23 protein-coding genes and 1 riboswitch are annotated in these 25807 nt (G+C 54.5%); of the genes, 14 read left to right on the top strand and 9 right to left on the bottom strand.

The genetic code is table 11. The annotated features are described in order from the left end of the window. Positions 1–52 precede the first annotated feature (52 nt). Together araC and J4685_RS15825 are read left to right on the top strand one after the other, a co-directional pair. A complete protein-coding gene (araC, locus tag J4685_RS15830; protein ID WP_000852387.1) occupies positions 53–898 on the top strand; it encodes an arabinose operon transcriptional regulator AraC in 846 nt (281 codons plus the stop codon). Positions 899–1016: 118 nt separating this feature from the next. Then, positions 1017–1784 carry a DedA family protein gene (locus J4685_RS15825; RefSeq protein WP_001148369.1) on the top strand — a complete coding sequence of 256 codons (768 nt, stop codon included), beginning with the start codon at positions 1017–1019 and terminating at the stop codon, positions 1782–1784. Positions 1785–1822: 38 nt separating this feature from the next. On the opposite strand, the gene thiQ is transcribed toward J4685_RS15825, so the two are convergent. From thiQ to sgrR, 4 genes are all read right to left on the bottom strand, one after another. Next, positions 1823–2530, bottom strand: a complete 708-nt coding sequence (gene thiQ / locus J4685_RS15820; protein WP_000915976.1) for a thiamine ABC transporter ATP-binding protein ThiQ — start codon at positions 2528–2530, stop codon at positions 1823–1825. Beyond that, complete coding sequence (gene thiP, locus J4685_RS15815; RefSeq protein ID WP_000235647.1) at positions 2514–4121, bottom strand: thiamine/thiamine pyrophosphate ABC transporter permease ThiP; 1608 nt, start codon at positions 4119–4121, stop codon at positions 2514–2516. Before thiP ends, thiQ begins: the two co-directional genes overlap by 17 nt. Continuing rightward, positions 4097–5080: a thiamine ABC transporter substrate binding subunit gene (gene thiB, locus J4685_RS15810; RefSeq protein ID WP_000915342.1), complete on the bottom strand. Its 984-nt coding sequence runs from the start codon at positions 5078–5080 to the stop codon at positions 4097–4099. The genes thiP and thiB overlap by 25 nt, the downstream gene beginning before the upstream one ends. 31 nt (positions 5081–5111) lie before the next feature. Next, positions 5112–5211, bottom strand: a riboswitch (TPP riboswitch). Between the two features lie 46 nt (positions 5212–5257). Continuing rightward, complete coding sequence (sgrR, locus tag J4685_RS15805; protein ID WP_001139028.1) at positions 5258–6916, bottom strand: HTH-type transcriptional regulator SgrR; 1659 nt, start codon at positions 6914–6916, stop codon at positions 5258–5260. Between the two features lie 92 nt (positions 6917–7008). On the opposite strand from sgrR, the gene sgrT reads away from it, so the two are divergent. Then, complete coding sequence (sgrT, locus tag J4685_RS15800; protein ID WP_001248756.1) at positions 7009–7131, top strand: glucose uptake inhibitor SgrT; 123 nt, start codon at positions 7009–7011, stop codon at positions 7129–7131. A gap of 335 nt (positions 7132–7466) precedes the next feature. Here sgrT and leuD read toward each other — a convergent pair whose 3' ends face one another. The 5 genes from leuD to leuL all read right to left on the bottom strand — a co-directional run bounded on the left by leuD (position 7467) and on the right by leuL (position 12322). Next, on the bottom strand, positions 7467–8072 hold the full coding sequence (leuD, locus tag J4685_RS15795) for a 3-isopropylmalate dehydratase small subunit (RefSeq protein ID WP_000818262.1): 606 nt from the start codon (positions 8070–8072) through the stop codon (positions 7467–7469). A gap of 10 nt (positions 8073–8082) precedes the next feature. After that, on the bottom strand, positions 8083–9483 hold the full coding sequence (gene leuC / locus J4685_RS15790; RefSeq protein ID WP_001140636.1) for a 3-isopropylmalate dehydratase large subunit: 1401 nt from the start codon (positions 9481–9483) through the stop codon (positions 8083–8085). Positions 9484–9485: 2 nt separating this feature from the next. Then, the gene (gene leuB / locus J4685_RS15785) at positions 9486–10577 is read right to left on the bottom strand and encodes a 3-isopropylmalate dehydrogenase (RefSeq protein ID WP_000042336.1); all 1092 of its coding nucleotides are present in this window, start codon (positions 10575–10577) and stop codon (positions 9486–9488) included. Beyond that, the gene (gene leuA, locus J4685_RS15780) at positions 10577–12148 is read right to left on the bottom strand and encodes a 2-isopropylmalate synthase (protein ID WP_000082817.1); all 1572 of its coding nucleotides are present in this window, start codon (positions 12146–12148) and stop codon (positions 10577–10579) included. Before leuA ends, leuB begins: the two co-directional genes overlap by 1 nt. Positions 12149–12235: 87 nt before the next feature. Further along, positions 12236–12322 (bottom strand): leu operon leader peptide, encoded by an 87-nt coding sequence (gene leuL, locus J4685_RS15775; protein ID WP_001575587.1) that lies wholly within the window; start codon positions 12320–12322, stop codon positions 12236–12238. Positions 12323–12978: 656 nt separating this feature from the next. Here leuL and leuO point away from each other — a divergent pair. From leuO to mraY, 11 genes are all read left to right on the top strand, one after another. Then, the gene (gene leuO, locus J4685_RS15770; RefSeq protein ID WP_001115421.1) at positions 12979–13923 is read left to right on the top strand and encodes a transcriptional regulator LeuO; all 945 of its coding nucleotides are present in this window, start codon (positions 12979–12981) and stop codon (positions 13921–13923) included. Between the two features lie 321 nt (positions 13924–14244). After that, the gene (gene ilvI / locus J4685_RS15765) at positions 14245–15969 is read left to right on the top strand and encodes an acetolactate synthase 3 large subunit (protein ID WP_000425600.1); all 1725 of its coding nucleotides are present in this window, start codon (positions 14245–14247) and stop codon (positions 15967–15969) included. 2 nt (positions 15970–15971) lie between these two features. Next, positions 15972–16463 carry an acetolactate synthase small subunit gene (gene ilvN / locus J4685_RS15760; protein ID WP_001563086.1) on the top strand — a complete coding sequence of 164 codons (492 nt, stop codon included), beginning with the start codon at positions 15972–15974 and terminating at the stop codon, positions 16461–16463. 283 nt (positions 16464–16746) lie between these two features. Then, the gene (gene cra, locus J4685_RS15755) at positions 16747–17751 is read left to right on the top strand and encodes a catabolite repressor/activator (protein ID WP_000762406.1); all 1005 of its coding nucleotides are present in this window, start codon (positions 16747–16749) and stop codon (positions 17749–17751) included. Positions 17752–18356: 605 nt separating this feature from the next. Then, positions 18357–18815: a division/cell wall cluster transcriptional repressor MraZ gene (gene mraZ / locus J4685_RS15750; protein WP_000488297.1), complete on the top strand. Its 459-nt coding sequence runs from the start codon at positions 18357–18359 to the stop codon at positions 18813–18815. 1 nt (position 18816) lies between these two features. Beyond that, positions 18817–19758 carry a 16S rRNA (cytosine(1402)-N(4))-methyltransferase RsmH gene (gene rsmH, locus J4685_RS15745; RefSeq protein ID WP_000970435.1) on the top strand — a complete coding sequence of 314 codons (942 nt, stop codon included), beginning with the start codon at positions 18817–18819 and terminating at the stop codon, positions 19756–19758. Then, the gene (gene ftsL / locus J4685_RS15740) at positions 19755–20120 is read left to right on the top strand and encodes a cell division protein FtsL (protein ID WP_000625651.1); all 366 of its coding nucleotides are present in this window, start codon (positions 19755–19757) and stop codon (positions 20118–20120) included. Before rsmH ends, ftsL begins: the two co-directional genes overlap by 4 nt. Positions 20121–20135: 15 nt before the next feature. Beyond that, positions 20136–21902, top strand: a complete 1767-nt coding sequence (ftsI, locus tag J4685_RS15735; protein ID WP_000642233.1) for a peptidoglycan glycosyltransferase FtsI — start codon at positions 20136–20138, stop codon at positions 21900–21902. Further along, complete coding sequence (gene murE, locus J4685_RS15730; protein ID WP_000775086.1) at positions 21889–23376, top strand: UDP-N-acetylmuramoyl-L-alanyl-D-glutamate--2,6-diaminopimelate ligase; 1488 nt, start codon at positions 21889–21891, stop codon at positions 23374–23376. The genes ftsI and murE overlap by 14 nt, the downstream gene beginning before the upstream one ends. Beyond that, on the top strand, positions 23373–24731 hold the full coding sequence (gene murF, locus J4685_RS15725) for a UDP-N-acetylmuramoyl-tripeptide--D-alanyl-D-alanine ligase (RefSeq protein WP_000626636.1): 1359 nt from the start codon (positions 23373–23375) through the stop codon (positions 24729–24731). Before murE ends, murF begins: the two co-directional genes overlap by 4 nt. After that, a complete protein-coding gene (mraY, locus tag J4685_RS15720; RefSeq protein ID WP_000964137.1) occupies positions 24725–25807 on the top strand; it encodes a phospho-N-acetylmuramoyl-pentapeptide-transferase in 1083 nt (360 codons plus the stop codon). Before murF ends, mraY begins: the two co-directional genes overlap by 7 nt.

Below are 25807 nucleotides of genomic sequence, written 5' to 3'. Positions count from 1 at the left end.
GGTCAATATGGACAATTTGTTTCTTCTCTGAACATCGGGGGGTAGAGAAATCATGGCTGAAACGCAAAATGATCCGCTATTGCCGGGATATTCATTTAATGCCCATCTGGTCGCCGGGCTGACGCCAATTGAAGCGAATGGATATCTGGATTTTTTTATCGATCGTCCGTTGGGCATGAAGGGATATATTCTTAACCTGACCATCCGCGGAGAGGGCGTCATTAATAATAATGGCGAGCAGTTTGTCTGTCGGCCTGGCGATATATTATTGTTTCCGCCGGGCGAGATTCATCACTATGGACGGCATCCGGATGCCAGCGAGTGGTATCACCAGTGGGTTTATTTCCGGCCTCGCGCCTACTGGCAGGAGTGGCTGACCTGGCCGACAATCTTTGCTCAGACAGGATTTTTCCGCCCGGACGAGGCGCGCCAGCCGCATTTCAGCGAACTGTTCGGGCAGATCATCAGCGCCGGGCAAGGGGAAGGTCGCTATTCTGAGCTACTGGCGATCAATCTGCTGGAGCAGTTGTTGCTCAGACGTATGGCGGTAATTAATGAGTCGTTGCACCCGCCGATGGATAGCCGTGTGCGCGATGCCTGCCAGTATATCAGCGACCATCTGGCGGACAGTCATTTTGATATCGCCAGCGTCGCCCAGCATGTCTGCCTGTCGCCCTCCCGGTTATCGCATCTGTTCCGCCAGCAGTTAGGCATTAGCGTATTGAGTTGGCGCGAAGATCAGCGTATCAGCCAGGCGAAACTCCTGCTTAGCACCACGCGAATGCCGATAGCGACCGTTGGGCGCAATGTTGGATTTGACGATCAGCTCTATTTTTCTCGGGTATTTAAAAAATGCACCGGGGCAAGTCCTAGCGAGTTCAGGGCCGGATGTGAATAAAAAGTGAATGATGTGTCCACAAAGATGTCATAAGCCGTAACTATTCGGATAATTGACGGCTTGACGAAGGGGGACGGGGTAAGCAGAATCCCTGCTTCATCACGCTGACGGACACACTATGCAAGCACTGCTGGAACACTTTATCACCCAATCCACTCTGTATTCGCTTATCGCCGTGTTGCTGGTCGCCTTCCTGGAATCGCTGGCGCTGGTGGGGTTGATTTTACCCGGCACGGTACTGATGGCGGGGCTGGGCGCGCTTATCGGCAGCGGCGAGCTCAATTTTTGGCATGCCTGGCTGGTGGGTATTATCGGCTGTCTGATGGGCGACTGGATTTCGTTCTGGCTGGGGTGGCGCTTTAAAAAGCCGCTACACCGCTGGTCTTTTATGAAAAAGAACAAGTCGCTGCTGGATAAAACCGAACACGCGCTGCATCAGCACAGTATGTTCACGATCTTGGTCGGACGTTTTGTCGGTCCGACGAGGCCGCTGGTGCCGATGGTGGCAGGGATGCTGGATCTTCCCGTGGCGAAATTTATTGGGCCGAACTTGATTGGCTGTTTGCTGTGGCCGCCGTTTTATTTCCTGCCGGGCATTCTGGCGGGAGCGGCAATCGATATTCCTTCCGATATGCAGAGCGGAGATTTCAAATGGCTGCTGCTGGCGACGGCGTTGCTGCTGTGGGTCGGAGGCTGGCTATGCTGGCGGCTGTGGCGCAGCGGCAAAGCGGCAGTCGATCGTTTAACCGCGTATTTCCCCCGCAGCCGTTTGCTGTATCTGGCGCCGTTGACGCTCGGGATCGGCGTGGTCGCGCTGGTGGTGCTAGTTCGCCACCCGCTGATGCCGGTATATATCGATATTCTGCGCAAAGTTGTGGGTTACTAACGATTCCTTTGCCGGATGGCGGCTTCGCCTTATCCGGCCTACAAAATATGGGATTTGATGCCCAATAGCGCTGAGGCGCTGGCTTGACCGCTTAGTAGCTCGTCTGTTTTGCCTTGCCACGCAATGCGTCCGTCGGCGACGACGATTGACCGGGGCGCAATTCGCGCCGCATCTTCCACGCTGTGCGAGACCATCAACAGCGTGAGCTGTCGCTCGCGGCAGATATCGCTGACCAACGTCAGCATCTCCTGGCGCAGCGCGGGATCGAGCGCGGAGAACGGTTCATCCAGCAGCAGTACCGGCTGTTCACGTACCAGGCAGCGCGCCAGCGCTACCCGCTGACGCTGGCCGCCGGACAGTTCGCCCGGTAAACGCGTCATCAGACTCTCAATGCCCATCTGACGTGCGATAGCGTCCCGTTTTTCCCGCTGGCTGGCGTTGAGCGTTAACCCGGGGTTTAGCCCCAGACCGATATTTTGCTGCACATTCAGGTGGCTGAATAAATTATTCTCCTGAAACAGCATTGAGACCGGACGGCGTGAGGGCGGCGTAAGCGTATGATCTTCACCGGCAATCAGTAACGTACCGCTGGCAGGCGCAAGAAAACCGGCAATTAAATTCAACAACGTGCTTTTCCCCGCGCCGCTGGGGCCAAGAATCGCCACCTGCTCGCCGCGTTCTACCGCCAGCGTAAAACGCATCGGCAAATGATGGTAAAGCCAGGTGATATCAATCAGTTTTAGCATGTCGGCCCGGTAGTTTCTCTATGAGGGTAAATAACGTAAAGCAGAGCAGCAATAGTATCAGCGCGGTCACCGCGCCGTCCTGGCTGCGGTAGGAGCCGATCTGCTGATACAGATAAAACGGCAGCGTGCGGAAATTGTCATTGCCGAAAAGCGCGACGACGCCAAAATCACCGATAGAAAGTACGCAGGCAAACGCCAGCGCCTGCGCCAGCGGACGTTTCAGCGCCCGCAGTTCCACGACCTTTAACCGCGACCAGCCTTCAATTCCTAATGACTGGCACAGCATTCCATAACGGGCGGTAATATCGCGCATTGGGTTTTCCAGGACTTTTAGCGCGTAGGGGATTGCCATCAGCGCATTGGTGAAAATCACGATGCCGTCGGCGGATTCCGGTAAGCCAACGCTGTTATTGAGCAGTAAAAAGAAGCCTGTCGCCAGCACGATCCCCGGCATCGCGAGGATCAACATCCCGCTGAGTTCCAGCGTTTGTCCGGCGAATAGTTGCTGGCGTTGGCGTAGCTCGCGGCTACTCCACAGCAGCATCATGGTCAGCACCACACACAGAACGCCCGCCGCCAGCGCAATGCGTAGCGATGTCCAGACAGCCTGCCACAGAATGGGTTGCGCCAGCACCTCCGGCAGGCTGCGGTTGACGCCATCGACCACCACGGCGACCAGCGGCGGAAGCAGCAGCAGCGCCAGCACGATTAATAAGGCGTCCGTCAGACGGCTGTGGAGACGATCGTCAGGATCGCGCCAACCCTGCGTCAGCGTCATCCCCGGCGCAATCGCTTTGCTCAACCGTTGGCTTAGCAGTACCAGCGCCAGGCAGCAGACCATCTGGATTAATGCCAGCATCGCCGCGCGGGCGGGATCGTAGTCATAACTGAGCGCCTGAAAGATAGCCAGCTCGATAGTGGTGGCCTGCGGGCCGCCGCCGAGCGACAGAACCGTTGCGAAACTGGCGAAGCAGAGCATAAAAATCAGCGCCGCGACGGGCGGAATTTGGCGGCGCAGCCACGGCCATTCGACAAAACGGAAAAAATGCCAGCCGCGCATACCGAGCTGGGCGGCGAGCTGGCGCTGCTCGCCGGGAATGCTTTCCAAAGATTGCAGCAACAAACGGCTCGCCATTGGCAGGTTAAAAAAGACGTGCGCCAGTAAAATGCCCTGCAAGCCGTAGGGGGAGAATGTCCACTGAAGCCCCAGCATCTGCCACAGCGAGGCCAGCCAGCCCTGACGTCCATACACGCTAAGAATGCCGAACACGGCAACCGGTACCGGCAGAATCAGCGTCATGGCGCACAGACGCAGCAGCGCCAGACGTCCAGGAAAACGGCGTCGATAAAGCGCGCGGGCGAGAAAAACCGCCGGAACCACAGACAGCACTGCGGACAGAAACGCCTGCCAGAATGAGAAGCGCACCACATGCCACAGATAGCTATCCCGCCAGAGTGTCGACCACGCGCCCGACGGCGCGTTCAGCCAAAGCGCCAGAAAGGCCGCCAGCGAGACGGTTATCATCAGCGCGGCGGCGCACAGCCCCGGAATCAGCCAGCCGGGAATTAACGGCTGACGGCGCGTTGCCATTCGCTAATCCATGCCTGGCGTTGTGCTGCCACTTGTTGCGGCGTGAATTCCAGCGTTGTGGCGGGTTTGGCCAATGATTCAAACCCTGCGGGTAAGGCGACGTCCGCTACCGGGTACATCCAGTTGCCGGTGGGTATGGCGTTCTGAAACGCCGGAGAAACCATAAATTTGAGGAATTTCTCCGCCAGTTCCGGCTGCTTACTGGCGACGGTACGCGCCGCGACTTCTACCTGTAAGTAATGGCCTTCGCTGAAGTTCGCGGCGGCGTAATTGTCCTTCTTCTCTTCAATAATGTGATACGCCGGAGAGGTGGTGTAACTGAGCACCAAATCGCTTTCACCTTTCAGAAATAAACCGTAGGCCTCGCTCCAGCCTTTCGTCACCGTCACCGTTTTGGCCGCCAGTTTTTGCCAGGCCTGCGGCGCGTTATCGCCATAGACTTTGCGCATCCACAGTAACAGCCCCAGCCCTGGCGTACTGGTACGCGGGTCCTGATAAATCACCCGCCATTTTTGATCGCTCTCGACCAGTTCTTTCAGGCTTTTCGGCGGATTTTTCAGCTTGCTTTTATCGTAGACAAAGGCGAAATAGCCGTAATCGAACGGCACAAATGTGTCGTTTTTCCAGCCGCCGGGCACCTTGACCGCCTCATTCGCCACGCCGCTTTTGGCAAAGAGTTTAGTTTGCGTGGCCGCCTCCAGCAGATTATTGTCCAGCCCCAACACCACATCGGCTTTGCTGTTCTTCCCCTCCATCCGCAGGCGGTTGAGCAGCGAAACGCCATCCTCCAGCGCCACCAGTTTCAGCTCGCAGTTGCAATCGGCTTCAAACGCTTTTTTCACCGCCGGGCCTGGCCCCCAGTCGGCGGCGAACGAGTCGTAGGTATAGACGGTGAGAACGGGTTTGGCGAAAGCAGGCGCCGCGCACAGGAGTAAAAGCGAAAGATATTTTTTTAACACTTTGCACCTCAGTTAAAGAGTGGCAAAGGACTTGAGAGGTAGCCTCAAATCCCTTCGCCGGCATTATCCGGATCAGGTTCGACGGGTATTTTCTCAGCGCGCGCATGAGCGCGGCACCCCGTTGAGTTCGGCGTTAGTGTAGTGATTTTGTTGCCGGGCAGCAATCAAGAGCTGGCGTTAAGGATCTGGCGGCGCAAACCACGCCGATTTAAAATCAAACCAGCCGAGGGTATTCATGCGCAGCCCGCGCATACTGCGTTGTCCCTGGATAATCAGCCAGTGGTGGATCAACGGCACAATCGCTTTGTTGGCCAGCAGTTGCTGGCACCAGTTCGCCAGGTTCATCTCGCCAGCGCGCCACTGCGCGGCGTCGTCCTGCCAGTCGCGCGGAATGCAGTTCTGCAAGAGCGGTACTTCGCACAGGTGCGCGAACAGCGAGAAATCCAGCGGCAGCGTAAAGTTAGCGCTATTGAGCCAGATATCGCTTTCGATCTCGCCGGCGTGCCATTGATCGTAGTCGATCTCCTGAATATGCAGATGCACCTGATGTTCAGCCAGAAGCGCGCTCATGATACGGGCGATAACCCGGTGCTCAATGTGTTCGCGATAGAAGGTCAGCGTGAGGGTTTCCAGCCCGGCGGGTTTTTCGCCCGGGCCTGGACGGGCGTGGTGCCAGCGCGGTAAAAGCCCATAGGCCGGGAACCAGAGCTGCTGTAGCGGTTCATCGGCATGATAGAGTAAATTGGTGGGGGAGAGGACGTGGCTTACCCATTCTCTGACCTGCGGATGCGCGCCGCGCGGCGTTCTGGCGTCGAATAGCAGGTAATAGCACCCCTCTTCCAGTCGGCTTTCTATCGCTTTTTCACCGCCTTGTATTGGCCCTTCCAGCATCAAGCCGCAGGCCGGTTCTTCACTGATATCCGGCAGTACCCAGACGTTCACTTCGTCTATCAACGCCCGATAGCCGAAGTAATCATCAAAGGCGAGTATCTTGAGCTGGTTTGGCGTATTACGCCGCACGGCATAAGGCCCGGTGCCGATAGGGTGGCTGGCGAAATTAGCCAGCGTTTCCCACTCCCGCGGCAAAATCATCGCCGGGACCTGGCCCAGCAGCCACGGCAACCAGCGATCCGGCTGGGAAAGATGAATATCCAGCGTCCACGCGGTAGGGGAGTCTATCTTTGTGATGTGCGAGTAAAGCGGAAGCGTATTGATACGCGTCAGCGAGGCGATGACATCTTCCATCTCCAGCTCGCGGCCATGATGAAAATGAATGCCGGGGCGCAGGTAGAAGCGCCACAGTAAAGGGGAAATTTGCTGCCAGTGGTGCGCAATGTCCGCTTCCAGTTCCCCGTTTTCCTCATTTACCCGCGTGAGCGAACTGAAAATTTGCCGGGCAATATGAGTTTCCGAGCGACGTAATGCGGTTCCCGGCAGGAGATTGTGCATCGGACGATAGTAAAGAACCCGCAGAATATGCCGCCCCTGGCGGAAGCTGCGTCCCAGATGGGAAATCAGCATTTGCCTGACAGCGCTTTTATCGCCGACCAGTTGTACCAGTTGATCGATTCGATCTTGTTCCAGCAGGTCTTCCGCCCGCTGCTGTTGCAGCGCCAGTCCGGTATACAGGAACGTCAGACGCGAACGCTTTCCGCGTCCGACCTCGGCTTCCCATGTTAGCCAACCGCGCGCCTGCATCGTATTTAGCAGCGTACGCATATGGCGACGCGAACAGTTCAGCAGATCCGCCAGCTCATTAAGCGTGGTGTCTTGCGTTTTACCGTCACAACATTGCCAGAGACGGATAAATTGTTGTTGCAGGCGACCTGAGGGCATAAAAGGGGAACTCCGATGAAAAACTCAGCAATTTTATTATCCCTATATTAGGCCAATAATATCTTTCGATGAAGCAAGAGGAAGAGGTCACTATGCGCCAGTTCTGGTTGAGATATTTTGCCGCGACGGAAAAAACGTCCTGGCTGGCTTGCCTGAGCGCGACGCAGCGCTTAAAAATGCTCGCGGAACTGATGCAGTGGGAGGCGACCGATTGAAGCCAATTGCAGACATCATGTGTGACTGAGTATTGGTGTAGGCGATAGCCTAAAATCACCCGCCAGCAGATAATATCTGCTGGCTTTTTTTATTTCGGCTGTTTCTGGATGACGACGATGGGACGGCGTCTCAACGGGATTTCTGCGGCGGTTTCTGTGGTCACGCGGGTGATGACCGGGCGAGTAAAAGACGTATAAAAAATGCCGGAATATCCCCGGCATGAGCGACTGATGAGTAACCAGGCGCTTGATGGCGCTACGCTTATCAGGCCTACAGAATATAGTGGCAACCTGGTGATATTGCATACCCTGTAGGCCCGGTAAGGCGTGAAAGGTTACCGCATAAATGCCGGTTGTTTATTTTCGTACTCGGCAATCGCGTCTTCGTGCTGCAGCGTCAGCCCGATGCTGTCCAGACCGTTCAACATGCAGTGGCGGCGGAAGTCGTCGATTTTAAAACTGTAGGTCTTATCGCCTGCTTTCACCACCTGTGCTTCCAGATCCACTTCAAATTTAATGCCCGGATTGGCTTTCACCAGCGTAAACAGCTCATCGACCTGTTCGTCGCTTAACTTCACCGGCAGCAGTTGGTTATTGAAACTGTTGCCGTAGAAGATGTCGGCGAAGCTTGGCGCGATCACCACTTTAAAGCCGTAATCGGTCAACGCCCACGGCGCGTGTTCGCGTGAAGAGCCGCAGCCAAAGTTTTCCCGCGCCAACAGTATCGACGCGCCTTGATATTCCGGAAAGTTCAACACGAATTCCGGATTTGGCTGTTGGCCCTTTTCGTCCAGGAAGCGCCAGTCGTTAAACAGATGGGCGCCAAAACCGGTGCGCGTAACCTTCTGCAAAAACTGTTTAGGGATAATTGCATCGGTATCGACGTTGGCGGCATCCAGTGGGACAACCAGGCCGGTATGCTGGGTAAATTTCTCTGCCATGGTAGTTTCCTTATTTGATGCTGCGAATGTCGGCGAAGTGGCCGGTAACGGCGGCAGCGGCGGCCATCGCCGGGCTAACCAGGTGAGTGCGACCCCCGCGGCCCTGACGGCCTTCAAAGTTACGGTTGCTGGTGGATGCGCAGCGCTCGCCCGGGTTCAGGCGGTCATTATTCATGGCCAGGCACATGGAACAGCCTGGTAAGCGCCATTCAAATCCTGCTTCGATAAAGATCTTGTCCAGACCTTCCGCTTCCGCCTGCGCTTTCACCGGACCTGAACCCGGCACCACCAGCGCCTGCACGCCCGGCGCAACTTTGCGCCCTTTGGCGACTTCCGCCGCCGCGCGCAAATCTTCAATGCGTGAATTGGTACAAGAGCCGATAAAGACTTTATCGATAGCAACGTCCGTTAACGGTACGCCAGGCTGTAAGCCCATATAAGCCAGCGCTTTTTCGGCGCTGGCGCGCTCAACCGGATCGCTAAAGGAGGCGGGATCGGGGATGATGTCGGTGACGGAAATCACCTGGCCCGGATTAGTGCCCCAAGTCACCTGCGGCGCGATCTCTTCTGCTCGCAGGGTGACGACAGTATCAAAGGTCGCGCCGTCATCGGTTTTCAGCGTTTTCCAGTACTCGACGGCTTCGTCAAAATCGCAGCCCTTCGGCGCGTGCAAACGCCCTTTTACGTAGTTGAAAGTGGTTTCATCCGGGGCGACCAGACCGGCTTTGGCGCCCATCTCAATCGCCATATTGCACAGCGTCATGCGGCCTTCCATACTCAGCGCGCGGATAGCGTCGCCGCAAAATTCAACCACGTGTCCGGTGCCGCCGGCGCTACCGGTTTTACCGATGATCGCCAGCACGATGTCTTTGGCGGTAATGCCCGGCGCGGCGCTGCCCGTGACTTCAATCTTCATGGTTTTAGCGCGCCCCTGTTTCAGGGTTTGCGTCGCCAGTACATGTTCTACCTCAGAAGTGCCGATGCCGAAGGCCAGCGCGCCAAACGCGCCGTGGGTGGCGGTGTGGGAGTCGCCGCAGACGATGGTCATGCCCGGCAGGGTGACGCCCTGTTCCGGCCCCATCACATGGACGATGCCCTGGTATGGGTGATTCAGGTCATACAGCTCGACGCCGAACTCGTTACAGTTCTTAATCAGCTCCTGCATCTGGATACGCGCCATTTCACCGGAGGCATTAATGTCTTTGGTCTGCGTCGAGACGTTGTGATCCATCGTGGCGAAGGTTTTCCCCGGCTGACGTACCGGACGATGGTGCGCGCGCAGACCGTCAAACGCCTGCGGCGAGGTCACTTCGTGTACCAGGTGGCGATCGATGTACAGCAGCGGCGTTTCGTTTGGCGCCTCAAAGACCACGTGGGCATCAAATAATTTTTCGTATAACGTTTTGGCCATGATTACACCCCTTCTGCGACATAGCGGGCGATAATATCGCCCATCTCATCGGTACTGACTGCGGCAGCGCCCCTGGCTAAATCGCCGGTGCGAACGCCCTCTTCTAATGCGCGATTGATCGCCTGTTCAATGGCCGTTGCCGCATCGTTGGCATCCAGGCTGTAGCGCAGCAGCAGCGCCAGCGACAGGATCTGCGCAATTGGGTTGGCGATATTTTTCCCGGCGATATCCGGCGCGGAGCCGCCAGCCGGTTCATACAGGCCAAACCCTTGCTCGTTCAGGCTGGCGGAGGGCAACATCCCCATTGAGCCGGTGATCATGGCGCATTCGTCGGACAGAATGTCGCCGAACAGGTTAGAGCACAGCAGGACGTCAAACTGCGACGGGTCTTTAATCAACTGCATGGTGGCGTTATCGATATACATGTGCGCGAGTTCCACATCGGGATACGTTTTCGCGACATCGTTGACGATCTCACGCCACAGGATAGAGCTTTGCAGTACGTTGGCTTTATCAATAGAGGTGACTTTACGGCGGCGTTTACGCGCCGATTCAAAGGCGATACGGGCAATGCGCTCGATCTCAAAGCGGTGATAAACTTCGGTATCAAAGGCTTTTTCGTACTGACCGCTGCCTTCACGGCCTTTTGGCTGTCCGAAATAGATCCCGCCGGTCAGCTCGCGCACGCACAGGATATCGAAACCGTTAGCGGCGATATCGGCGCGCAACGGGCAAAATGCTTCCAGTCCCTGATACAGTTTCGCCGGGCGCAGATTACTGAATAATTTGAAATGTTTGCGCAGCGGCAGCAGGGCGCCGCGCTCTGGCTGGCTTTCCGGGGGCAAATTTTCCCATTTCGGGCCGCCGACGGAGCCAAACAGAATGGCATCCGCCTGCTCGCACCCTTCAACGGTGGCTTTCGGCAGTGGATGACCATGATTGTCGATAGCAATACCGCCGACGTCATAGCGGCTGGTGGTGATACGCATATCAAAACGGCTGCGTACCGCATCCATAACTTTCAGGGCTTGCGCCATGACTTCCGGGCCGATACCGTCGCCCGGCAGTACGGCAATATGATAGTTCTTCGACATTACACGGTTTCCTTGTTGTTCTCTTTATTTTGAGCTTTGCGTTGCAATTCTTTTTCAACTTCGGCGGCGCGCCAGATATTGTTCAGTACGTGCATCATCGCTTTGGCGGAGGATTCGACGATATCCGTCGCCAGCCCGACGCCGTGGAAGCGGCGACCATGATGGTTTACGACGATATCGACCTGACCCAGCGCGTCTTTGCCCTGGCCTTTGGCGTTCAGGTCGTATTTAACCAACTCAACGTCGTAGCCAGTGATGCGGTTAATCGCCTGATAGATGGCGTCGACCGGGCCGTTGCCGTTCGCCGCCTCGGCCTTGATCTCTTCACCACAGGCCAGCTTCACGGAAGCGGTGGCGATATCGCTGGAGCCGGACTGCACGCTGAAGTAATCCAGACGGAAATGCTCTGGTTCTTCTTGCTGTTTATTAATAAACGCCAGCGCTTCCAGGTCATAGTCGAACACCTGGCCTTTTTTGTCCGCCAGCTTCAGGAACGCGTCGTACAGGTGGTCCATGTTGTAGTCTGTGTCCTTGTAACCCATCTCTTCCATGCGATGTTTCACGGCGGCACGGCCAGAGCGGGAGGTCAGGTTCAGCTGTATCTGGTTCAGACCGATGGACTCTGGCGTCATGATTTCATAGTTTTCGCGGTTCTTGAGGACGCCATCCTGGTGGATGCCGGAAGAGTGGGCGAAAGCGCCGCTGCCGACAATCGCTTTGTTGGCCGGGATCGGCATGTTACAGATCTGGCTGACGGTCTGGCTGGTGCGCCAGATTTCGTGGTGATTGATGTTGGTGTGTACGTTCATGATGTCTTTGCGCACTTTAATCGCCATGATCACTTCTTCCAGCGCGCAGTTACCGGCACGTTCTCCGATACCGTTCATCGCGCCTTCAACCTGACGCGCGCCCGCATGTACTGCCGCCAGCGAGTTGCCTACTGCTATCCCTAAATCGTCGTGGGTATGAACGGAGATGATAGCTTTGTCGATATTGGGGACACGTTCATACAGGCCGGAAATGATTCCCGCAAACTCAAACGGCATGGTATAGCCCACGGTATCGGGAATATTAATGGTTCTCGCGCCGGCGTTTATAGCGGCTTCCACCACGCGCGCCAGATCGTCAACAGGCGTCCGGCCAGCATCTTCGCAGGAGAACTCTACGTCATCAGTGTAATTACGCGCCCGCTTAACCATGTATACCGCGCGTTCGATAACCTCATCCAGCGTGCTGCGCAGCTTGGTGGCGATGTGCATTGGCGAGGTGGCGATAAAAGTATGGATGCGAAACGCGTCGGCGACCTTCAGCGCCTGTGCCGCGACGTCGATGTCTTTTTCTACACAACGCGCCAGGGCGCAAACGCGACTGTTTTTGATGGTGCGGGCGATGGTTTGGACAGATTCAAAATCACCCGGAGAAGAGACCGGGAAGCCTACTTCCATGACATCAACACCCATGCGCTCAAGGGCCAGGGCAATCTGCAGCTTCTCTTTCGCGCTCAGGCTGGCCTGTAACGCTTGTTCGCCGTCGCGTAAGGTCGTATCAAAAATAATGACTTGCTGGCTCATGATGTGGTCCTTGTCTCCAGGGGCGCCTTGCGTCAGGCATAAAAAAACCCGCGCAACGGCGCGGGTTTTGTTTGACTTCGAGCTGACTTAATGTTGAATGCCGCCCACCGGTCTACCGCGCACAATAAATGCGTTGAGTAGTAGTAGCCCAGTGAAACGAACGATATGTGACATTAATTCAGCTCCAGCGAATGCGATATGCTTTTAGTGGTACTGGATATGCCGTTTAATGTCAACTCTGATTTCTGTCGCCATTGCATTTTGTTGACGATATCCGGATACGTACTTTAGCTAATTGTGCTGGGCTGCGTGTCCAATAAAGGATAAAAGAACGAGTGGACATTCATACTTTTCATTGTTTGAAATATTTAGGCATTTTTGTTTGCAAATTGGTTAGGGGAATGGCCTGTTAAAGGTATGCAAAAGGTTTGGTTTATCTTTTTGATTTGTTTTATATTTTAACAAATAACCTTGTTTGCTTAATGGATAAGGATAAAGTTATTGATAAATTAATGTTAACTTTTTAGCTATTAATAATATAAACATTTAATTGAAACTTAAATGATCATTCACTTGGTGTATGATTGTGTATTCGCCATAGTTATGATTATATTGCTTGCGTAATTTAAACATTATGAATCGCAATGGTGTGACTCAGGACACATTACGCTTGCGCTGGCATTCTATTTGTCTCTGTCAGCGTCTTTATGTTTTCCGAATTTTAACGCTTTCCCTTTTTCTTATTTTATATGCATGGTAAATCATATTTTCAGGAATTATTTCTGCCTTCAGCCAGAAAAAGGGAGTTAAGCGTGACAGTGGAGTTAAATATGCCAGAGGTCAAAACCGAAAAGCCGCATCTTTTAGATATGGGCAAACCACAGCTTCGCATGGTTGATTTGAACCTATTGACCGTGTTCGATGCGGTAATGCAAGAGCAGAATATTACGCGCGCCGCCCACACGCTGGGAATGTCGCAGCCTGCGGTCAGTAACGCCGTAGCGCGTCTGAAGGTTATGTTTAATGACGAACTTTTTGTTCGATATGGACGAGGAATTCAGCCGACTGCCCGTGCATTTCAGTTATTTGGTTCAGTCCGTCAGGCGTTGCAATTGGTGCAAAATGAATTGCCGGGATCAGGGTTTGAGCCGACCAGCAGCGAACGTGTATTCAATCTTTGCGTGTGCAGTCCGCTGGATAATATCCTGACGTCACAGATTTATAATCGTGTAGAAAAAATTGCGCCAAATATTCATGTCGTTTTTAAAGCGTCGTTGAATCAGAATACTGAGCATCAGTTACGCTATCAGGAAACCGAGTTCGTTATTAGTTATGAAGAATTCCGTCGTCCTGAGTTTACCAGCGTACCGCTATTTAAAGATGAAATGGTTTTAGTCGCCAGCCGAAAACACCCGCGTATTAGCGGCCCGCTACTGGAAGGCGATGTTTATAATGAACAACATGCGGTTGTTTCTCTCGATCGTTATGCGTCATTTAGTCAGCCGTGGTATGACACGCCGGATAAACAGTCGAGCGTGGCTTATCAGGGCATGGCGCTTATCAGCGTTCTGAACGTGGTTTCGCAGACGCATTTGGTCGCTATTGCCCCGCGCTGGCTGGCGGAAGAGTTTGCGGAGTCGCTGGAGCTGCAAATACTGCCGTTGCCTTTAAAACTGAATAGCCGGACATGCTACCTTTCCTGGCATGAAGCGGCTGGGCGTGATAAAGGGCATCAATGGATGGAAGATTTATTAGTTTCTGTTTGTAAGCGATAAAACCGGGCAGAATAAATCAGAAACAAATTCTGGTTTATTCTGCTTTTTAGCGTATATCAAAAATTTTATGCTGAATTAACGGTGAGCGATTCTTTTCGTCGCTGTGAAAAATAGATGAATTGCTGTAAGTCTGCATTTATAAGCGATTATTTATTACCTGGTGTGATTCAGACGGAGTATTTCTCCATTTCTTCTCTTCTTGCCTCCTGATTATTCTAACCTTCCCCATCTTTACGTCATTCCACCCAATTGCCAGGCGTGATAGCGAGCGGTTAAGGTGTCCGTCAAACCGTGATGACAGGTATAAAGTGGAGGCAAGCCGTGGAGATGTTGTCTGGAGCCGAGATGGTCGTCCGATCGCTTATCGATCAAGGCGTAAAGCAGGTGTTCGGCTATCCTGGAGGCGCAGTGCTTGATATTTATGATGCGCTACATACCGTTGGAGGGATCGATCATGTGCTGGTGCGTCATGAGCAGGCCGCGGTGCATATGGCGGATGGCCTGGCGCGAGCCACTGGCGACGTTGGCGTGGTGCTGGTGGCTTCCGGACCGGGAGCGACCAATGCGATTACCGGGATTGCTACGGCCTATATGGATTCCATTCCGCTGGTGATTCTTTCCGGCCAGGTCGCCACCTCATTGATTGGTTATGATGCCTTTCAGGAGTGCGACATGGTGGGGATTTCCCGACCGGTGGTCAAACATAGCTTCCTGGTCAAACAGACGGAAGATATTCCCCAGGTGCTTAAAAAGGCCTTCTGGCTGGCGGCAAGCGGACGTCCTGGGCCGGTGGTCGTGGATTTGCCGAAAGACATTTTGAATCCGGCGAAAAAAATGCCGTATGCCTGGCCGGAGACGGTCAGTATGCGCTCTTACAATCCCACAACATCAGGACATAAAGGACAAATTAAGCGTGCCTTGCAAACGCTGGCGTCGGCAAAAAAGCCGGTGGTCTACGTTGGGGGAGGGGCGATAAGCGCGGCCTGCTATGCGCCGCTGCGCCACATCATTGAAACCTTTAACCTGCCGGTGGTCTCTTCATTAATGGGACTGGGCGCGTTTCCTGCTACTCATCGCCAGTCGTTAGGAATGCTGGGAATGCATGGCACTTATGAAGCCAATATGACCATGCATAACGCCGACGTGATTTTCGCTGTTGGCGTACGATTTGACGACCGCACGACGAATAATCTCGCTAAATATTGTCCGAACGCGACGGTATTACACATCGACATTGACCCGACGTCCATATCCAAAACGGTTAACGCTGATATCCCGGTGGTGGGCGATGCCCGCCTGGTACTGGAACAAATGCTGGAGCTACTGGCGCAGGATGCGCCGTCTCAGCCGCAGGATGATATTCGCGACTGGTGGCAGCAGATAGAGATCTGGCGCGCCCGTCAGTGCCTGAAATATGACGCGGAAAGCGAAAGCATTAAACCCCAGGCGGTGATTGAAACCCTCTGGCGTCTGACGAAGGGCGACGCGTACGTGACGTCCGATGTAGGACAACACCAGATGTTTGCCGCCCTCTATTACCCGTTCGATAAACCACGTCGCTGGATTAATTCCGGCGGGCTCGGCACGATGGGTTTTGGCCTACCGGCTGCGTTGGGCGTTAAAATGGCCCTGCCGAAAGAAATGGTGGTCTGCGTGACCGGCGATGGCAGTATACAGATGAACATTCAGGAGCTGTCGACAGCCTTACAGTATGAACTGCCGGTACTGGTTCTGAACCTGAACAACCGTTATCTGGGGATGGTGAAACAGTGGCAGGATATGATCTATTCCGGTCGCCATTCTCAGTCTTATATGCAGTCGTTACCGGATTTTGTGCGCCTGGCGGAAGCATATGGTCATGTCGGGCTGCAGATTAACCGTCCGGATGAGCTGGAAAGTAAACTCAGCGAAGCCCTTGAGCATGTGCGTAATAACCGACTGGTGTTCGTCGATGTCACCGTTGATGGCAGCGAGCATGTCTATCCGATGCAGATTCGCGGGGGCGGGATGGACGAAATGTGGTTAAGCAAAACGGAGAGGACCTGATGATGCGCCGGATTTTATCGGTATTACTGGAAAACGAATCTGGGGCGTTATCGCGGGTTATCGGCCTCTTTTCGCAACGCGGATATAATATTGAAAGCCTGACCGTCGCGCCGACAGACGATCCGACGTTGTCGCGCATGACTATCCAGACGGTAGGCGATGAAAAAGTGCTTGAGCAAATTGAAAAGCAACTGCACAAGCTGGTTGATGTGCTGCGCGTCAGCGAGCTGGGTCAGGGAGCGCACGTTGAGCGGGAAATCATGCTGGTGAAAATCCAGGCCAGCGGCTACGGACGGGAAGAGGTGAAGCGTAATACGGAAATTTTCCGTGGTCAGATTATTGACGTTACGCCAACGCTGTATACCGTTCAACTGGCGGGCACCAGCGATAAACTGGATGCTTTTCTGGCCTCGCTGCGCGACGTGGCGAAAATTGTTGAAGTGGCGCGTTCAGGCGTCGTCGGGCTTTCGCGCGGCGATAAGATTATGCGCTGAGCTGATTCGCCGGATGACGACGCGCTTGCGTTTTATCCGGTCTACAGGCTGATATCTGGCCCAGGTCCGATAAGCGTAGCGCCATCAGGCAGGTTTGCCGGATATCAGCCAACAGGAATTATCGCCCAACCCAATATCACCGGTTGGGCTTTTTTTTGCGAAATCCGTGGTAACCCGGAATAAAAGCGGTTGCCGGAGTGATCAAACTGCGCTTAGATGTTAACGATTTTAACCCATGCCGACATAAAGGTTATGGTTTGTACAATTTACACAAGGGGCAATTGTGAAACTGGATGAAATCGCTCGGCTGGCCGGTGTCTCGCGCACAACTGCAAGCTACGTTATAAACGGTAAAGCAAAGCAATACCGCGTGAGCGACAAAACCGTAGAAAAAGTCATGGCGGTAGTGCGTGAGCACAATTACCATCCTAACGCTGTGGCTGCCGGGCTGCGTGCTGGACGCACACGTTCCATTGGTCTGGTGATCCCGGACCTTGAAAACACGAGCTACACCCGTATCGCAAACTATCTTGAGCGCCAGGCACGCCAGCGTGGCTACCAGCTGCTGATCGCCTGTTCTGAAGATCAGCCGGATAACGAAATGCGCTGCATTGAGCACCTTTTGCAACGCCAGGTGGATGCAATCATTGTTTCAACTTCGTTACCGCCGGAGCATCCCTTCTATCAGCGCTGGGCCAACGATCCGTTCCCCATCGTCGCGCTCGACCGCGCGCTGGATCGCGAACATTTCACCAGCGTGGTCGGCGCCGATCAGGATGATGCCGAGATGTTGGCGGAAGAGCTGCGTAAATTCCCGGCGGAAACGGTGCTTTATTTGGGCGCGCTGCCGGAGTTGTCCGTCAGTTTCCTGCGCGAGCAGGGGTTCCGCACCGCATGGAAAGACGATCCGCGGGAGGTGAATTTCTTATATGCCAACAGCTATGAGCGCGAAGCCGCCGCGCAGTTGTTTGAGAAATGGCTGGAAACGCATCCTATGCCGCAGGCGCTCTTTACGACATCGTTCGCGCTATTACAGGGCGTGATGGACGTAACGCTGCGGCGCGATGGAAAACTGCCTTCGGATTTAGCGATTGCGACCTTCGGCGATCATGAGCTGCTGGATTTTCTGCAATGCCCGGTGCTGGCGGTGGCGCAGCGTCATCGTGATGTCGCGGAACGCGTGCTGGAGATTGTGCTGGCAAGTCTTGATGAACCGCGTAAACCGAAACCCGGCTTAACGCGTATTCGGCGAAACCTGTATCGTCGCGGCATTCTGAGCCGTAGCTAAAGGACCGGCGGTAAAAGACTCTCTCTTCTGCCGCCGTCAAACAAATGCGTATCAGTAAAAATATCCCTCAAATAATTAAGATTATTCCTTAAAATTATCCGAAAATTCTTTTTTATTACCTTTCTTTTGTCCGAAATCGTCCATATTCCACTAATTAAGACGTAACGAGTCTTTTCCTTTGTCTTGTTTTGTTACAAGCAGGCAAGAAATCGTCGAATTAACAGCCACTTTTTGTCTTTGGCGCGACAGTCGCTCGTAGGCGCTGGTATAGCAGGCGCTGCACACGTTAAACAGGCACTGTTAACACGGTGCAATATGTCCTAAAATGCCGCTCGCGTCGCAAACTGACACTTTATATTTTTCTCGGATTATATTGAGTCCGTTTTAAACGGCGGTGGGTCTTTGGTTTTTTTCTTACAAATATTCATAACGTTAATTTGGCTTGCGCGCTGGACGGAAATTAATCAACGCAGATATTCGCCGTAAACATTGGCTTTTTTACTTCGGTAAGCGTTGTGACTTGCTTGACAAGCTTTTCCTCCGCTCCGTAAACTCCTTCGAGTGGGAATTTGTGGGATAAAGTGGTAAGAAGGGGTGAGACTGGCATGTTCCGGGGGGCAACGTTAGTCAATCTCGACAGTAAAGGGCGCCTGACCGTGCCGACCCGTTATCGGGAGCAACTGATCGAGAGCGCTACCGGTCAAATGGTATGTACCATTGACATCCATCGCCCATGCCTGCTGCTTTACCCCCTGCCTGAATGGGAAATTATTGAGCAAAAGTTATCTCGTCTGTCGAGCATGAACCCGGTAGAACGTCGCGTACAGCGTTTACTGTTGGGCCATGCCAGCGAATGTCAGATGGATGGTGCAGGTCGATTACTGATCGCGCCAGTTCTGCGGCAACATGCCGGACTGACGAAAGAAGTGATGCTGGTTGGACAGTTCAACAAATTTGAGCTGTGGGATGAAACGACCTGGTATCAACAGGTCAAGGAAGATATCGACGCTGAACAGTCAGCTACCGAAACGTTATCGGAGCGGCTGCAGGACTTGTCTCTATAAGATGATGGAAAATTTTAAACACACTACGGTACTGTTGGATGAAGCCGTTAATGGGCTGAATATTCGTCCGGATGGTATCTATATTGATGGCACATTTGGTCGCGGCGGCCACTCGCGCCTGATCCTCTCGCAACTGGGCGAAGAGGGGCGCTTGCTGGCGATCGATCGCGATCCGCAGGCGATCGCCGTTGCGCAGGCCATCAGTGATCCTCGCTTCTCCATCATTCATGGACCTTTTTCCGCGCTGGCTGATTATGTCGCCGAGCGCGAGCTTACCGGCAAGATTGACGGGATCCTTCTCGATCTTGGCGTCTCTTCTCCGCAGCTTGACGATGCGGAGCGCGGTTTTTCATTTATGCGCGACGGTCCGCTGGATATGCGAATGGACCCGACGCGCGGCCAGTCTGCCGCCGAGTGGTTACAAACGGCGGAGGAGGCGGATATCGCCTGGGTGCTGAAAACATTCGGCGAGGAGCGTTTTGCCAAACGTATTGCTCGCGCCATTGTTGAGCGCAATCGCGAACAGCCGATGACCCGCACCAAAGAGCTGGCGGAAGTGGTTGCGGCGGCGACCCCGGTAAAAGACAAATTCAAACATCCCGCGACCCGTACCTTCCAGGCGGTGCGCATCTGGGTAAACAGTGAACTGGAGGAGATAGAGCAGGCGCTAAAAAGCTCGCTCAGCGTACTGGCCCCAGGCGGGCGGCTTTCAATCATCAGTTTCCACTCGCTGGAAGACCGTATTGTGAAACGCTTTATGCGTGAGCAAAGCCGCGGTCCGCAGGTACCGGCGGGATTACCGATGACGGAAGCGCAGCTCAAAAAACTGGGCGGTCGTGAGTTACGAGCGTTAGGCAAGTTGATGCCGGGTGAAAAAGAGGTAGCTGAAAATCCTCGGGCCCGTAGTTCAGTTCTGCGTATCGCAGAGAGGACGAACGCATGATCAGCAGAGTGACAGAAGCCCTAAGCAAAGTGAAGGGATCGATAGGAAGCAACGAGCGCCATGCCTTGCCTGGCGTGATCGGTGACGATCTTTTGCGGTTCGGGAAGCTGCCACTCTGCTTGTTCATTTGCATCATTTTAACGGCGGTGACGGTGGTCACGACGGCGCACCATACTCGTTTACTCACCGCGCAGCGTGAACAATTGGTTCTGGAGCGCGATGCATTGGACATTGAATGGCGCAACCTGATCCTTGAAGAAAATGCGCTCGGCGATCACAGCCGGGTAGAGCGGATCGCAACGGAAAAGCTGCAAATGCAGCATGTTGATCCGTCTCAAGAAAATATCGTAGTGCAAAAATAAGGATAAACGCGACGCATGAAAGCAGCGGCAAAAACGCAAAAATCGAAACGCCAGGAAGAACAGACCAACTTCATCAGTTGGCGTTTTGCGTTGCTGTGCGGCTGTATTTTACTGGCGCTGGTTTTTTTACTTGGACGCGCGGCGTGGCTACAGATTATCGCCCCGGATATGCTGGTGCGTCAGGGTGATATGCGTTCGCTGCGTGTTCAGGAAGTCTCTACCTCACGCGGTATGATTACCGACCGTTCCGGGCGTCCACTGGCGGTCAGCGTACCGGTTAAGGCGATCTGGGCCGACCCGAAAGAAGTTCATGACGCCGGCGGCATCAGCGTTGGCGATCGCTGGAAAGCGCTTTCTACTGCGCTCAATATCCCGCTCGATCAGCTCTCCGCCCGTATCAACGCCAACCCGAAAGGGCGTTTTATTTATCTGGCGCGCCAGGTAAATCCTGACATGGCGGACTACATCAAAAAACTCAAACTGCCGGGCATTCATTTGCGTGAAGAGTCCCGCCGCTACTACCCGTCAGGAGAAGTAACCGCTCACCTCATCGGTTTTACCAACGTCGACAGTCAGGGGATTGAAGGCGTTGAAAAGAGCTTTGATAAGTGGCTTACCGGTCAGCCTGGCGAGCGAATCGTGCGTAAAGACCGCTATGGCCGCGTGATTGAAGATATCTCCTCCACTGATAGTCAGGCAGCGCACAACCTGGCGTTAAGCATTGATGAACGCTTACAGGCGCTGGTTTACCGCGAACTGAACAACGCGGTGGCGTTTAACAAGGCGGAATCCGGTAGCGCGGTGCTGGTCGATGTCAATACCGGTGAAGTACTGGCGATGGCGAATAGCCCTTCCTATAACCCCAACAACCTTGCCGGTACGCCGAAAGACGCGATGCGTAACCGTACCATCACCGACGTGTTTGAACCAGGTTCTACGGTTAAGCCGATGGTGGTGATGACTGCGCTTCAGCGCGGTATCGTCAACGAAAATACGGTGTTGAATACCGTTCCATACCGAATTAACGGCCACGAAATTAAAGACGTGGCGCGCTACAGCGAATTAACCCTGACCGGGGTTCTACAGAAGTCGAGTAACGTCGGTGTATCCAAACTGGCGTTAGCGATGCCGTCCTCAGCGTTAGTAGATACTTACTCACGTTTTGGGCTAGGAAAGGCGACCAATTTGGGGTTGGTCGGAGAACGCAGTGGCTTATATCCTCAAAAACAACGGTGGTCCGACATAGAGAGGGCCACCTTCTCTTTCGGCTACGGGCTAATGGTAACGCCGTTACAGTTAGCGCGAGCCTATGCAACGATCGGCAGCTATGGCATTTATCGCCCGCTGTCGATTACCAAAGTTGATCCGCCTGTACCCGGCGAACGCATCTTCCCTGAATCCACCGTACGCACCGTGGTGCATATGATGGAAAGCGTGGCGCTGCCGGGCGGCGGCGGCGTGAAGGCGGCAATTAAAGGCTACCGTATCGCGATTAAAACCGGTACGGCGAAAAAAGTGGGGCCGGACGGTCGCTACATCAACAAATACATTGCTTACACCGCAGGCGTCGCGCCTGCGAGTCAGCCGCGCTTCGCGCTGGTGGTTGTCATCAACGATCCGCAGGCGGGTAAATACTACGGCGGCGCCGTTTCCGCGCCGGTATTTGGTGCCATCATGGGCGGCGTTCTGCGCACCATGAACATCGAACCGGACGCGCTGGCAACGGGCGAAAAAAATGAATTCGTAATTAATCAAGGCGAGGGAACAGGTGGCAGATCGTAATTTGCGCGACCTTCTTGCTCCGTGGGTGGCTGGACTACCCGCGCGAGAACTGCGAGAGATGACGCTCGACAGCCGTGTGGCTGCGGCGGGCGATCTCTTTGTGGCAGTGGTGGGTCATCAGGCGGACGGGCGTCGATATATCCCGCAGGCGATAGCGCAAGGCGTAGCTGCCATTATTGTAGAGGCGAAAGACGAGGCGACCGACGGTGAGATTCGCGAAATGCACGGCGTACCGGTTGTCTATCTCAGCCAGCTCAATGAGCGTTTATCTGCGCTGGCGGGCCGCTTTTACCATGAGCCATCTGAAAACATGCGTCTGGTGGCGGTGACCGGCACCAATGGCAAGACCACCACCACCCAACTACTGGCGCAGTGGAGCCAGTTGCTCGGCGAAACCAGCGCAGTGATGGGAACGGTAGGCAACGGACTGTTGGGTAAAGTGATCCCGACGGAGAACACAACCGGTTCCGCTGTGGATGTTCAGCATGTGCTGGCCAGTCTGGTTGCGCAGGGCGCGACCTTCGGCGCGATGGAAGTCTCTTCTCACGGCCTGGTGCAGCATCGCGTGGCGGCGCTGAAATTTGCCGCCTCCGTGTTTACTAATTTGAGCCGCGACCATCTCGACTATCATGGCGATATGGCGCATTACGAGGCGGCAAAATGGATGCTTTATTCCACCCACCATCACGGTCAGGCAATCGTCAACGCCGATGATGAAGTTGGACGCCGCTGGCTGGCATCGCTACCCGATGCGGTCGCGGTATCAATGGAAGGGCATATCAACCCTAACTGTCACGGTCGTTGGCTGAAAGCGGAGGCGGTGGAGTACCACGACCGCGGAGCGACGATTCGTTTTGCTTCAAGTTGGGGTGAAGGCGAAATCGAAAGCCGCCTGATGGGCGCGTTTAACGTCAGCAACTTACTGCTGGCATTGGCGACGCTGCTGGCGCTGGGCTATCCGTTAACGGATTTGCTGAAAACCGCTGCGCGTTTGCAGCCGGTTTGCGGGCGTATGGAAGTGTTCACTGCGCCAGGCAAACCGACGGTGGTGGTGGATTACGCGCACACGCCGGATGCGCTGGAAAAAGCGTTGCAGGCGGCGCGCCTGCACTGCGCCGGAAAATTGTGGTGCGTCTTTGGCTGTGGCGGGGATCGTGACAAAGGTAAGCGCCCACTCATGGGGGCCATTGCCGAAGAATTCGCGGATATCGTCGTGGTGACTGACGATAACCCGCGTACCGAGGAGCCGCGCGCCATTATCAACGATATTCTGGCCGGAATGCTGGACGCCGGGCAGGTCAGGGTAATGGAAGGCCGCGCTGAGGCGGTAACCAATGCCATTATGCAGGCAAAAGACAATGACGTCGTGCTGATTGCAGGTAAAGGGCACGAGGATTACCAGATTGTCGGCACGCAGCGTCTTGATTATTCAGACCGCGTGACCGCAGCGCGTTTGCTGGGGGTGATCGCATGATTAGCGTAACGCTCAGCAAAATTGCCGATGTCCTTGGCGCCGAACACCGCGGGGCGGATCTCACGCTCGATACGGTCATTACCGACACACGGAAAGTGACGCCGGGATGCCTGTTCGTGGCGCTGAAAGGGGAACGCTTTGATGCGCATGATTTTGCTGATAAAGCAAAAGCGAACGGCGCTGGCGCCCTGCTGGTCAGTCGTCCTCTGGATATCGATCTTCCGCAGGTGATTGTAAAAGACACGCGTCAGGCATTTGGCCAACTGGCCGCCTGGGTACGTATGCAGGTACCGGCGCGGGTGGTGGCGTTGACCGGTTCGTCCGGCAAAACCTCGGTCAAAGAGATGACCGCCGCGATTCTTAGCCAGTGCGGAAATACTTTGTATACCGCAGGTAATTTTAACAACGACATCGGCGTGCCGATAACGCTGCTGCGCTTAAACCATGATTATGACTATGCGGTAATCGAGTTAGGCGCTAATCACCAGGGAGAAATCGCCTGGACCGTTAGCCTGACGCGCCCGGAAGCGGCGCTGGTCAATAACCTGGCGGCGGCGCATCTGGAAGGTTTCGGCTCGTTGGCCGGCGTGGCGAAAGCGAAAGGCGAAATCTATACCGGTTTGCCTGAGAACGGTATTGCGATTATGAATGCCGATAATAATGACTGGCTGAACTGGCAAAGCATTATTGGCGATCGTCAGGTGTGGCGCTTTTCGCCGAATGCGGCAAACAGCGACTTTACCGCTGCGAATATCCACGTGACGTCACACGGTACCGAATTTACCCTGCAAACGCCGATGGGCAGCATTGATGTGCTGCTGCCGTTGCCGGGGCGGCACAATATTGCCAACGCGCTGGCGGCCGCTGCTTTATCAATGGCGGTGGGGGCGACGCTGACGGCGATTAAAGCAGGGCTGGCGGCGTTAAAAGCCGTACCCGGGCGTCTGTTCCCGATTCAGCTAAGTGAAAACCAACTGGTACTGGATGACGCTTATAACGCCAACGTCGGTTCGATGACCGCCGCAGTGCAGGTCCTTTCTGAAATGCCCGGCTACCGCGTGCTGGTGGTAGGCGATATGGCCGAGCTGGGCGCAGAAAGCGAAGCGTGCCACATCCAGGTTGGCGAGGCCGCAAAAGCGGCGGGTATTGATCGCGTGTTAAGCACCGGAAAACTCAGTCAGGCTATCAGCCACGCCAGCGGCGTCGGCGAACATTTTGCCGATAAAGCCGCGCTCATTGCGCGTTTACACGCTCTGCTTCAGGAGCAACCAATGATGACTATTTTAGTGAAAGGATCACGCAGCGCCGCGATGGAAGATGTGGTTCATGCGTTACAGGAGAAAGGTTCATGTTAGTTTGGCTGGCCGAGCATTTGGTCAAATATTATTCCGGCTTTAACGTCTTTTCTTATCTGACGTTTCGCGCCATCGTCAGCCTGTTGACCGCGCTGTTCATCTCTTTATGGATGGGCCCGCGTATGATCGCTCGTCTGCAAAAACTCTCTTTTGGCCAGGTGGTACGTAACGATGGCCCGGAATCGCACTTCAGTAAACGCGGTACGCCGACGATGGGCGGCATCATGATCCTGACGGCGATTGTGATTTCCGTTCTGTTATGGGCTTACCCGTCTAACCCGTACGTCTGGTGCGTGCTGGTGGTATTGATTGGCTACGGCATTATCGGTTTTGTCGATGACTACCACAAAGTGGTGCGGAAAGATACCAAAGGGCTGATTGCGCGCTGGAAATATTTCTGGATGTCGGTTATCGCGCTCGGCGTGGCCTTTGCGCTTTATCTCGTCGGGAAAGACACGCCCGCGACCCAACTGGTGGTGCCGTTCTTTAAAGATGTTATGCCGCAATTGGGGCTGTTTTACATTCTGCTGTCCTACTTTGTCATCGTCGGTACGGGTAACGCCGTAAACCTGACCGACGGGCTTGATGGTCTGGCGATTATGCCGACTGTTTTCGTTGCCGCCGGCTTTGCGCTGGTGGCCTGGGCGACCGGGAACATGAACTTCGCCAATTACCTGCATATTCCGTATTTACGCTATGCGGGCGAGCTGGTGATTGTCTGTACGGCGATTGTCGGCGCGGGATTAGGATTCTTGTGGTTTAACACCTATCCGGCGCAGGTTTTTATGGGCGACGTCGGATCGCTGGCGTTGGGCGGCGCGTTGGGCATTATCGCCGTGCTGCTGCGTCAGGAGTTCCTGCTGGTGATCATGGGCGGCGTCTTTGTGGTGGAAACTCTGTCGGTCATCCTGCAGGTGGGTTCCTTTAAACTACGCGGACAGCGTATTTTCCGTATGGCGCCTATCCATCACCACTATGAACTGAAAGGCTGGCCGGAACCGCGCGTGATTGTGCGCTTCTGGATTATTTCGCTGATGCTGGTGCTGATTGGCCTGGCAACGCTGAAGGTACGTTAA

This window comes from Salmonella sp. 32100201201700099SM (genome assembly GCF_017572645.1).
Lineage (GTDB): Bacteria > Pseudomonadota > Gammaproteobacteria > Enterobacterales > Enterobacteriaceae > Salmonella > Salmonella enterica.
This window is presented reverse-complemented; position numbering and strand designations above follow the sequence as displayed.